Consider the following 11,834-nt stretch of genomic DNA (forward strand, 5'->3'; position numbering starts at 1 on the left):
TTATATCTTTTTTAAGAAATTCTTAATCTTTTTTAGAAGTGAAGAATCGTCTTTTTCATGATATGTATTTCCATAAACACCGTAGCCATAACCATAACCGTAGCCATAACCATAGCCATAATTATGATTGTTTTTATGTCTATAAAAATTAAGCACAAAACTCACATTTCTAAGTTCCCCTGTTTGGTGTTTTGCATTTACCAGTTGCAGCATTCCTTTTTTAGTATAATCCAATCTCACCATAAAAATAGTGGCATCAGCATATTGGGTTAATTCTAATGCATCTGTAACTAAGCCTAATGGTGGAGTATCTAAAATAATCATATCATATTCTTCTTTAAGCACCGTAATCATTTCTTTCATTCTATCACTCATCAGTAATTCCGACGGATTAGGAGGAATTGGACCTGAAGGACATATACTTAAATTTTCAATATGCGTCTCGGTTATAACCTCATCTAGAGAACTATCACCAATAAGGTAATTAACAACACCTTTGTCATTTGTCACACTAAAATCATCAAATATTTTTGGCTTACGTAAATCTAATCCTAATAAAATGGTTTTTTTTCCAGAAAGAGCATAAACCGTTGCAATATTAATTGATGTAAATGTTTTCCCTTCACCACTAACTGAAGATGTTACCATTAAGGTATTCGCCTTTGTTTCAGAAACAGAATTTTTAAAAATAAACTGCAAACTCGACCTAATTGCCCTAAACGACTCAGCTACAGCAGATTTTGGCTTTTCATAAGCCACTAAATTATTTTTGTATCGGTATTTGCCTATTAATCCTAAAATCGGAATTTTAGACATCCTTGTAACTTCGTCTGAACCATGAATGGTACTATCTAACAGATAAACTACAAAAATTAAAAACATAGGAATAAAAAACCCCATCATTAAAGCCATCATGTAATTTAGGGACTTATTTGGTCCAATTGGCGCATCACCAATATCCTTAGCCTCATCTATGACAGTAATATCAGATACATTTGCTGCTTTTACAATTGCAGCTTCACCTCTTTTAGCTTGATAAATATCAAAAGCTTCCCTACTCAAATCTAACTTACGCTGAATCTTTAGATATTCTTGTTGGTCCTCAGGAAGTCCTATAAGCTTAGATTCTAAATTAGCTATCTTTCTGTTTATGGTATTTAATTGTACACCTATAGTTTGCTTTGTAACATTAATTGTTTCCAACAAAACATTTTTCTCAGTATCGAGTTGGCGATCTACATCTTCAAAAAGTATAGACCCTTCTTTAGTGGAGTATTCAAGGTTTCGCCTTTCTACAGAAAGAGCTATAATTCGACTTACACTTGTTAAAATATTCCCTTCTTCAATACCAACAGATGATGGTGCTGCAATTTTAGTGTAGTCTGTTTTTGTTCTTAAATAATTTTCTAAAGTATTTAAATAATCTAACTTAGATTCCTCATTTAGTTTTTCTAGATCGTAAGCCTTCAACTGTTCTGAAATCTGACTTATTTCAACCTCTACATTAAAGACCTTATTATCCTTTCTAAAGCTATTCATTTCATCCGTTACAGCTTTCAGGTTTAAATCTACTGCACCTAAACTACTATCAATAAACTTTATGGTATTTGTAGCATAGAGATTTTTTCGTTCTAATTCTGTTCTACTCAAAATAGCAGATGTTGCATTAAGAAAGTCAACAATTTTAGATTTATTCTTCCCTATAAGTGACAACCTTAAAACGGATAAAGACTGTTTAGAGTATGGCTCAATATTAATACTGTTTTTATATTGATTTACAACACTGTCAAAATTTAAATATTTTACAAAGTATGTGTCACCTTTAGTCACCAACACACCTGGCTTTAAATTAACAACTCCATTAAAAAAAGGAGTATTTACAACCTCACCATACTTAAATACCTTAGAAAACATTCCTACACTAACACTAGTTGTCAATTTTTCCTTAGAATCAAATACTTGAGTCAAAACCTTATTTTCAGTAAACTCATAAAAAATCTCATAAGATAAGTCATCCAGAAGTTTAATCCCTATTTCCTTATTTAGTGCCTGAGGCTTAGACTTATCTGTTATAACATTAAACGGAGCATCTTTATAAATATCTATAAGATGGTATTTGCCTTGTTTGAGATATAATTTATAATACTCTAATGAATCAATAACTAATTCATTATGAGTTCTTGTTTTTATTTCTGTTAAAATACTACCTACTTTACCAGACACACCACCCCAATTAAATGAAATACTTGTATTAGCCGTAAAAAACGGATTCTGTTCGTTATCTATAGTTATTAAAGAATCTAACCTATAAACACTCTCCTTTCGTACATTAATAAAATAAGCAACAAGTAAAGCTGCACCAATACACAATAAAATTAATTTCCAAAGATTCAGTGCTTTAAATAAAAACCCTTTAAAATCAAAACCAACACCTTGTGAATCTCCTTCGCTTATATCTTCGTAATCCCTCATATATAATTAATTATAGTCTTGAATAAAGCAATACTGAAGTCGCCAATATTGATACTATAGACGCTATAGTTGTTAAACTAGAAACAGCTGTTTCACCTGTACCCATTGATTTCTGCTTCAATGGTTTTACATATATTATATCGTTAGGCTGTATATAATAATAGGGAGATTTCATAACGTTTATATCTGTTAAATCTAAACTATGTATTTTTTGACCTTGAGGGTATTGCCTAATAATTAAAACATCCTTTTTATTCCCAGTTACAGGTATTTCTCCAACATTTGCGATAGCTTCGAAAATGTTAACGCGCTCCGAAAACAACACATTACTTCCTGGCGAACCAACTTCACCATTTGCTGTATAACGCAAACCTGCCAATTTAACAGTTACAAAAATATTTGCAGTTTCTTTAAATTGCTCATCGAGTAACTTTTTTTCAATTATCTTTTCAATTTCTTCGGTTGTAAAACCCAAAACATTAATATAGCCTAAAGTTGGAATTCTAATATTCCCATGAACATCTACAGTAAAGCCATCAAAATAAGCACGTTCTGCACTACTAGCATTTAACTTCTCTTCTCCACTTGGGTTCAAAATAGCTACAGCTTCTTGGTCTATAGATTTAACTTTTACATTAAGAATATCATTAATCTGAATTCTATAAGGCTTCTGAACTTCACTCAAGTTATTTGGAATAGTATCATTAATTGAACTCCCTTTGTCTTGTAAATAAATAGTGTCCTTATGAGGAATACAGGACGAAACAATAACACAACTCAACACAATAATTAAAAGCTTAATACGCTTCATATGTACAATAAATCTTTAAAGACAAATATAATGTATCAATAGTAATATCAAAACTATTAGTATTCTTTTTGGTTTATTTCCGTTCTTTGTAAAAAAAACAGTTTGAATTACCTCAACGTCGAAAACATTTCTAAGTCTTTTGGAGAGCTTGTACTTTTCAAGGATTTATCATTTAGTATTCATAAAGATCAGAAAATTGCTTTTGTAGCTAAAAACGGAAGTGGAAAAACTTCTATTCTCAATATTTTAGCTGGAAAAGATTCTCCAGACGATGGTCAAATCGTCATTAGAAAAGGATTACGATTAGCCTTTTTAGATCAAGAACCCGATTTAGATCCTAAGCTTACACTTGAAGAAACCATTTTCGCTTCAGACATCCCCATTTTAAAAATCATTGAAGCCTATGAGCACGCCTTAAAAAATCCCGAAGATGCTGATGCTTACCAAAAAGCTTTTGAAGCTATGGATAGATTTAATGCTTGGGAATTTGAAACCCAATACCAACAAACGTTATCGCAATTAAAGCTAGACGATTTATCTATGAAAGTAAGCACACTTTCTGGTGGTCAAAAAAAACGTTTAGCACTAGCTCAAGCGCTATTAAGCAAACCGGATATTTTAATTCTTGATGAGCCAACCAACCATCTCGATTTAGAAATGATTGAATGGTTAGAAGACTATTTCGCAAAAACACAACAAACCTTGTTCATGGTTACGCACGACCGTTATTTTCTAGAACGTGTCTGTAATGAAATTATAGAATTAGACCATGGCGAATTACATACTTATAAAGGAAATTACTCTTACTATTTAGAGAAAAAAGAAGCCCGAATAGAAAACCAAGCCACTGAAGTTGGCAAAGCCAAACAGCTCTTCAAAAAAGAATTAGATTGGATGCGTCGTCAACCCAAAGCACGTACCACAAAATCAAAAAGTAGAATTGACGATTTCCATGAAATAAAATCTAAAGCACACCAACGTCGTAATGACCACCAAGTGCAATTAGAAATTCACATGGAACGCCTTGGAAGTAAAATTATAGAATTTCATAAAGTATCTAAAGCGTTTAAAAATAAGACTATATTAAAAGATTTTGAATACACTTTCAAAAAAGGGGAACGCATAGGCATTATTGGAAAAAACGGAACAGGAAAATCGACATTCCTAAACCTTTTAACACAGAGTTTACAACCAGATGCCGGTAAAGTAGTTATTGGAGAAACTGTTAAAATTGGCTATTATACTCAAGGAGGAATAAAAGCAAAACCTAATCAAAAAGTCATTGATGTCATTAAAGAATTTGGGGAATACATCCCACTATCTAAAGGCAGACAGATTAGTGCTCAACAATTATTAGAACGTTTTTTATTCGACAGAAAAAAACAATGGGATTTTGTAGAGAAACTTAGTGGTGGCGAACAAAAACGACTGTACTTATGTACTGTTTTAATTCAGAATCCAAATGTGTTAATTTTAGATGAGCCTACCAACGATCTAGATATTGTAACTCTCAATGTCCTTGAAGATTTCCTAATGGATTTTCCGGGTGTATTATTAGTGGTGTCTCACGACCGTTACTTTATGGACAAAATTGTAGATCATATGTTTGTGTTTAGAGGTGAAGGTGTTGTTGATGATTTCCCTGGTAATTATTCCGATTTTAGAGCTTATGACAGCAGCCAACCAAAGCAAATTGAAACGGTAGAAAAAGTTGATAATACAAAAGCTGAAAAGCAAAATGAAGCAAACAAACTAGACTACAACGAACAAAAAGAATACAAAAATTTAACGTCTAAAATTAGAGCCTTAGAATTAGATAAAACAGAATTAGAAGCCCAATTCCTTAACCCTGAATTAACCCAAGATCAAATCAGTAAACTTTCCGAAAAATTACAAGTAATTATTGATACCATTGAAGAAAAAGAAATGCGTTGGTTTGAATTAGCCGAAAAATTGGAAGGTTAATAACAAATCTACAAGTGGTAAAGAAATTCTAAAACTCGGAAATCTAAAACGTGTACCAAATAAAAGCATATATACAATTCCTTTCAAAAGCTACCAATCAACATGGAGTCCACTCCCCTTTTGTCTATAGCTTTGTAACCAAATGCCTTTATGACAAAACTAGTTATGAAGCCTATACAAAACTCAAACATTATAAAAAGGATTTAAAGAACTCTAATACAACTCTTAATATCACAGACTTAGGTGCAGGTTCAAAAACCTTAGATGCCAAGCAACGAAAGGTTAGCGATATGGCAAAAACCTCTAGTAGTTCTAAAAAAGATGCTCGGTTATTATTTAGACTTTCTAAGTATTTCGGTTTTAAAAAAGTTTTAGAATTAGGAACGTCTTTAGGCATGGGAACTTATGCTATAGCATTAGCAAATAATACTTCGCAAATAATTACAATTGAGGGCTGCTCAAATACATCTAATTTCGCTCAATCTATGCTAAAAAAACAGGGCATTGATAATGTTGAATTTAAAATTGGAAATTTCATTGACAAAATCCCTGTTTTAAACGATAGCAACTTCGATTTTATCTTCTTCGATGGGCATCATAATAAAGAAGCTACCATTCAATATTTTGAAGCTTTAATACCAAAAACTCATAATGATTCTGTTTTTGTTTTTGATGATATTTATTGGTCTAAAGGCATGACTGAAGCCTGGGATTACATAAAAAACCACAACGCTGTAACGGTCACTGTAGATTGCTTCCATATGGGGTTTGTTTTCTTTAGAAAAGAACAAGCAGAAGAACATTTTAAAATTAGATTGTAACAAGTCTACAACTTTAACGTCTTATGTAATGAACCGATTTTTAAATTCCTTTATCTTGCAGAAGATTTAAGTAATAATATCTTTTATATATGAGTGGCAACGTCATCGAAATTAGAAACATCATTAGAGATTTTAAATTAGGACAAGAAGTTGTTCATGTACTAAAAGGTATTGATTTAGACATAAAGCGTGGCGAATATGTAGCCATAATGGGACCTTCTGGATCCGGTAAATCTACACTAATGAATTTATTAGGTTGCCTAGATACACCAACTGCTGGTTCATACAACTTAAACGGGAATGATGTGAGTCAAATGTCAGATGACGAACTTGCCGATATTAGAAACACCGAAATAGGCTTTGTATTTCAAACCTTTAACTTACTACCAAGAACAACAGCTTTAGATAATGTAGCTTTACCTATGGTATACGCAGGAGCTTCAAAAAAGGAACGTATAAAACGCGCTACAGAAGTACTTACAGATGTTGGTTTAGCAGACCGAATGGACCACAAACCTAACCAGCTTTCCGGAGGACAACGACAGCGTGTCGCTGTTGGCAGAGCTTTAGTTAACAAACCTTCTATTATCTTAGCAGATGAGCCAACGGGTAACCTAGATTCTAAAACAGGTACTGAAATCATGGCACTTTTCGATGAAATTCACGCTGCTGGTAATACAGTAATCATGGTAACTCACGAAGAAGACATTGCAGCACATGCTAAACGTGTTATTCGTTTACGAGATGGTGTTATTGAGAGTGATACGTTTAATCAGTAGGCAGTGTTCAGTAAGCAGTGCTCAGTAGGCAGTGCTCAGTAAGGAGTTACTCTTAGCCTTTAGCCCAAATTCGTCATTTCAAACCAAAAACTCTATTCTCTATAATCTTGATTCTTGCATCCTGTCTCTTTCCTATCGACCAATCACCAACAACTCACAACTCTCGGATCTATCCTCTTTATTCTATTTCCTTCACTCTTCATCCTCAAATCTCAAAACTTTACACTTTATAAATAAAACATATAATTTTTAACTCATATTTCTCAGCATTTAACACATAACTCTTAACTTTGTTTACATGAAAGTATATACAAAAACAGGAGACAAAGGAACAACCGCACTTTTCGGTGGGACACGCGTTCCTAAACATCATATAAGAATAGAAAGTTACGGCACCATTGATGAGCTCAATTCGCACATTGGTTTAATCAGAGACCAAGACATTGACCAATTGTATAAAAACACATTAATGCATATTCAAGATCGGTTATTTACAGTTGGGGCTATTTTAGCCACAGATCCAGAAAAAGCAACTCTAAAAAACGGTAAGGCTCGCTTAAATATTCCGAAAATAGCAACCGAAGACATTGAGAAATTAGAAAAAGAAATGGACCTTATGGAAGACAGCCTTCCTCCAATGACGCATTTTGTTTTACCAGGTGGACATCAAACCGTGTCATTCTGTCACATAGCACGCACAGTGTGCCGTAGAGCTGAGCGTTTGGCCTCACACCTCAATGATTTAGAACCGTTTCAACCTGAAACATTGATGTATATTAATAGACTATCTGACTACCTTTTTGTGTTGGCACGGAAGTTGTCACATGACTTACAAGCTGAAGAGATAAAATGGATTCCTAATAAAGAATCATAACTTATTTATCAAAATCAGAATAGGATTACAAATCACAATAGCTAATCCGAAACCAAAAGTTGAAGATTATACGTTCTTTTATTACTGATGAAACATTTATAAGTGCCATTTGAATTATTCAAACCACATAAATATAAATGTTCAGCGAGACCGATAAATTAATTTATATAAGCTAAGAGCTAATTAATGCAATTTTTTCTTGGATTGTTCAACTAAAAAATTATTTTTGCAAAAAATAAAATCACAACGCAATTATGTATTGGACATTAGAATTAGCATCTTATTTAAGTGATGCACCTTGGCCAGCGACCAAAGACGAGCTTATTGACTACGCAATTAGAACAGGAGCACCTTTAGAAGTTGTTGAAAATTTACAAGCGATAGAAGACGAAGGCGATTCTTACGACTCTATTGAAGAAATTTGGCCAGATTATCCTACTGACGAAGATTACCTCTGGAATGAGGATGAATATTAACATATAAAATTATCACAAAAAAGTCTCTTGCGTTATTATAACTGAGAGACTTTTTTTATTTTCGGTTGGTTTTTTTAATTCCTAAAAATTAAAACTAAACCGGAAATTGTAAAACTCACAACTAACCACTGTCTCCACTAGGAGACTATAGGCGTGTTTAAAACAAACGAACTGAAATTAACAAAAAAAGATTGACACCAATCAATCCGTTACAAATATTATAATATGACATTTTTAGATAAAGTACTTAAAGTTTTTGTTGGAGACAAATCCAAACAAGACGTAAGTTCAATTAAACCTATTGTTGAAAAAATAAAAACTTTCGAAAAAGCTTTAGAGGCTTTATCACACGATGAACTGAGGGCTAAAACAGCTGAATTTAAAGCCATAATTGCTGAAGCTAGAAAACCTCTTCAAACAAAAAAAGACGAACTTTTAGAAAAAGCGCAAGTCACTGAAGATATTGACGAGCGCGAAGACATCTATTTGGAAGTCGATAAAATAGACGACCAAATATACGATGTAACAGAAGAAGTCTTAAACGATATTCTTCCTGAAGCATTTGCTGTCGTTAAAGAAACAGCTAAACGTTTTGTTCATAATACACAGATTCCAGTGACGGCAAATGCTTTTGACCGTGAAATTTCTGGTAGTCACGATTATGTAACTTTAGAAGGCGATCAAGCCATTTGGGCGAATTCTTGGGATGCTGCAGGTAAGCCAATTACTTGGGACATGATTCACTACGATGTTCAGCTTATTGGTGGTATTGCTATGCACCAAGGTAAAATTGCCGAGATGCAAACTGGTGAAGGTAAAACGCTTGTAGCTACGCTTCCGGTATATTTAAATGCTTTAGCAGGTAAAGGAGTACACTTAGTAACGGTTAACGATTACTTAGCAAAACGTGATAGCGCGTGGATGGCACCAATATTCCAGTTTCATGGAATGAGTATTGATTGTATTGATTACCACCAACCCAACTCTGATGCACGTCGTAAAGCATACAACGCAGATATTACTTACGGAACTAATAATGAATTTGGCTTTGATTACTTACGTGATAACATGGCACATTCGCCAGACGATTTAGTACAACGTCCGCATCATTATGCTATTGTCGATGAGGTCGATTCAGTATTAGTCGATGATGCACGTACACCATTAATTATTTCAGGCCCTGTACCTCGAGGAGAAGAACACGAATTTGATGCTCTAAAACCTAAAGTACAACAAATAGAAGAAGTTCAACGTAAATACTTAGTTGGTGTTTTAGCCGAAGCAAAGAAATTAATTGCAGCAGGAGATACTAAAGAAGGTGGTTTCTTATTATTAAGAGCTTACAGAGGTATCCCTAAAAACAAAGCCTTAATTAAATACTTAAGTGAAGAAGGAATTAAGCAATTACTTCAAAAAACGGAAAACTTCTACATGCAAGATAATAATAGAGAAATGCCTAAAGTAGATGCAGAACTCTATTATGTGATTGATGAAAAAAATAATCAAGTTGAGTTATCAGATAAAGGAGTCGAGTTCTTATCTGGTAAAGATGATCCTGATTTCTTTGTAATGCCAGAAATGGGTACAGAAATTGCTAAGATCGAAGCCATGGGCTTATCTTCTGAAGAAGAAGCAAGCCTTAAAGAAGATTTATTTAGAGACTTCGGTATTAAATCAGAACGTATCCATACCTTAAACCAACTTTTAAAAGCTTACGCTTTATTTGAAAAAGACAATCAATATGTTGTTATGGACAACAAAGTTATGATTGTCGATGAGCAAACAGGTCGTATTATGGATGGTCGTCGTTATTCAGACGGACTGCACCAAGCGATTGAAGCTAAAGAAAATGTAAAGATTGAGGCTGCTACGCAAACTTTTGCAACAGTAACGCTTCAAAATTACTTTAGAATGTATCGTAAACTGTCTGGTATGACAGGTACTGCAGTTACAGAAGCAGGCGAACTTTGGGAAATTTACAAATTAGATGTTGTAGAAATTCCAACAAACAGACCAATCGCTAGAGATGATAGAGACGATTTAGTATACAAAACGAAACGTGAAAAATACAATGCCGTTATTGATGAAGTTGTAAAACTAGCAAATGCAGGTCGTCCTGTTCTTATTGGTACAACTAACGTTGAAATTTCTGAGCTTTTAGGTAAAATGTTAAGTATTCGTAAAATTGAGCATAACGTCTTAAACGCGAAACAACATAAAAAAGAAGCTGAAATTGTAGCACAAGCGGGTAATGCAGGACAAGTAACCATTGCTACCAATATGGCTGGTCGTGGTACCGATATTAAGTTAAGCGAAGAAGTTAAAAAAGCCGGAGGTTTAGCTATTGTAGGTACTGAGCGTCACGATTCGCGTCGTGTAGACAGACAGTTACGTGGTAGAGCTGGTCGTCAAGGAGATCCAGGAAGTTCACAGTTCTATGTGTCTTTAGAAGATAACCTAATGCGTTTATTTGGTTCTGAACGTATCGCTAAGATGATGGACAGAATGGGCTTAAAAGAAGGAGAAGTGATACAACATAGTATGATTTCTAAATCTATTGAGCGTGCACAGAAAAAAGTGGAAGAGAATAACTTTGGAGTGCGTAAGCGTTTATTAGAATATGATGATGTTATGAATGCGCAACGTGAAGTGATTTACAAGCGTCGTCGTAATGCCTTACATGGTGAACGATTAAGAGTCGATTTAGCAAACATGATTTTTGACACGTCTGAAGGTATCGCTGAAACTAATAAAAATGCTAACGATTTTAAGAATTTTGAATTCGAATTGATTCGTTATTTCTCTATGGAATCTCCTATTTCTGAAGCTGAATTCGGAAAAATGAATGCCACTGATATCGCTGGAACTATTTATAAAGCTGCTTTTAAACACTACAGAGAAAAAATGCAACGTGCTGCTGATTTAGCATTTCCTGTAATTGAAAATGTATACAACACGCAACGCGATAAGTTTAAACGTATCGTTGTGCCTTTTACAGATGGTGTTAAAAACTTACAAGTGGTTACCGACTTAGAAAAAGCATACGAAACCAAAGGGACACAGTTAATTAATGACTTTGAAAAGAACATTACATTAGCCATTGTTGATGATGCTTGGAAAGTACATTTACGTAAAATGGATGAACTTAAGCAATCTGTACAGTTAGCCGTTCACGAGCAAAAGGATCCTTTATTAATTTATAAATTTGAATCTTTTGAGCTGTTTAAAGCTATGATTGACCAAGTTAATAAAGATGTGATTTCCTTCTTATTTAAAGGTGAAATTCCACAAGAAACAGCTAACACCATTCAAGAAGCAAAACAACGTAAACAAGAAAAATTAGAAACTCAAAAAGACGAGATTCAAAATTTAGATGAGCGTTCTTCACAAAGCAGACAAGCTGGTGAAGGTACATCTCGCCAACAACAAGTGGTAGAAACTATTGTTAGAGAACAACCTAAAATTGGTCGTAATGATAAAGTAACCATTAAGCATGTGATGAGCGGTGAAGCAAAAGAGGTAAAATACAAACAAGCCATTCCTTTAATTGAAAAAGGAGAATGGGTTCTTGTTGAATAACACCAATTCCTGCGGAAGCAGAAATCTTATTTATAGAATTAAAAATCCTGATGCAAC

General features: G+C 33.9%; 8 protein-coding genes. 6 read left to right on the plus strand and 2 right to left on the minus strand.

Features of this window, described 5'->3' with window-relative positions; genetic code table 11:
- Complete coding sequence (locus tag ABD730_RS12360) at positions 1-2,472, minus strand: polysaccharide biosynthesis tyrosine autokinase (RefSeq protein ID WP_344714976.1); 2,472 nt, start codon at positions 2,470-2,472, stop codon at positions 1-3.
- A gap of 10 nt (positions 2,473-2,482) precedes the next feature.
- Positions 2,483-3,283 (minus strand): polysaccharide biosynthesis/export family protein, encoded by an 801-nt coding sequence (locus tag ABD730_RS12365; RefSeq protein ID WP_344714978.1) that lies wholly within the window; start codon positions 3,281-3,283, stop codon positions 2,483-2,485.
- 102 nt (positions 3,284-3,385) lie between these two features.
- On the opposite strand from ABD730_RS12365, the gene ABD730_RS12370 reads away from it, so the two are divergent.
- The 6 genes from ABD730_RS12370 to secA all read left to right on the plus strand — a co-directional run bounded on the left by ABD730_RS12370 (position 3,386) and on the right by secA (position 11,777).
- Positions 3,386-5,248, plus strand: coding sequence for an ABC-F family ATP-binding cassette domain-containing protein (locus tag ABD730_RS12370; RefSeq protein WP_334470127.1), 1,863 nt, complete (start codon positions 3,386-3,388; stop codon positions 5,246-5,248).
- Between the two features lie 50 nt (positions 5,249-5,298).
- Positions 5,299-6,069 carry an O-methyltransferase gene (locus ABD730_RS12375; protein ID WP_344714981.1) on the plus strand — a complete coding sequence of 257 codons (771 nt, stop codon included), beginning with the start codon at positions 5,299-5,301 and terminating at the stop codon, positions 6,067-6,069.
- Positions 6,070-6,158: 89 nt separating this feature from the next.
- On the plus strand, positions 6,159-6,848 hold the full coding sequence (locus ABD730_RS12380) for an ABC transporter ATP-binding protein (protein WP_334470122.1): 690 nt from the start codon (positions 6,159-6,161) through the stop codon (positions 6,846-6,848).
- A 298-nt stretch (positions 6,849-7,146) separates the two neighbouring features.
- Positions 7,147-7,722 (plus strand): cob(I)yrinic acid a,c-diamide adenosyltransferase, encoded by a 576-nt coding sequence (locus ABD730_RS12385; protein ID WP_334470120.1) that lies wholly within the window; start codon positions 7,147-7,149, stop codon positions 7,720-7,722.
- Between the two features lie 254 nt (positions 7,723-7,976).
- Positions 7,977-8,198 carry a DUF2795 domain-containing protein gene (locus ABD730_RS12390; protein ID WP_008272287.1) on the plus strand — a complete coding sequence of 74 codons (222 nt, stop codon included), beginning with the start codon at positions 7,977-7,979 and terminating at the stop codon, positions 8,196-8,198.
- A 225-nt stretch (positions 8,199-8,423) separates the two neighbouring features.
- Complete coding sequence (secA, locus tag ABD730_RS12395; RefSeq protein ID WP_344715052.1) at positions 8,424-11,777, plus strand: preprotein translocase subunit SecA; 3,354 nt, start codon at positions 8,424-8,426, stop codon at positions 11,775-11,777.
- The last annotated feature ends 57 nt before the right edge of the window (positions 11,778-11,834 follow it).

The sequence above is a fragment of the Winogradskyella damuponensis genome, from assembly GCF_039538385.1.
Lineage (GTDB): Bacteria > Bacteroidota > Bacteroidia > Flavobacteriales > Flavobacteriaceae > Winogradskyella > Winogradskyella damuponensis.

Coding starts and splice junctions, on each gene's coding strand:
- secA (WP_344715052.1), top strand. CDS start 8,424: ATGACATTTTTAGATAAAGTACTTAAAGTTTTTGTTGGAGACAAATCC.
- ABD730_RS12385 (WP_334470120.1), top strand. CDS start 7,147: ATGAAAGTATATACAAAAACAGGAGACAAAGGAACAACCGCACTTTTC.
- ABD730_RS12380 (WP_334470122.1), top strand. CDS start 6,159: ATGAGTGGCAACGTCATCGAAATTAGAAACATCATTAGAGATTTTAAA.
- ABD730_RS12390 (WP_008272287.1), top strand. CDS start 7,977: ATGTATTGGACATTAGAATTAGCATCTTATTTAAGTGATGCACCTTGG.
- ABD730_RS12365 (WP_344714978.1), bottom strand. CDS start 3,283: ATGAAGCGTATTAAGCTTTTAATTATTGTGTTGAGTTGTGTTATTGTT.
- ABD730_RS12360 (WP_344714976.1), bottom strand. CDS start 2,472: ATGAGGGATTACGAAGATATAAGCGAAGGAGATTCACAAGGTGTTGGT.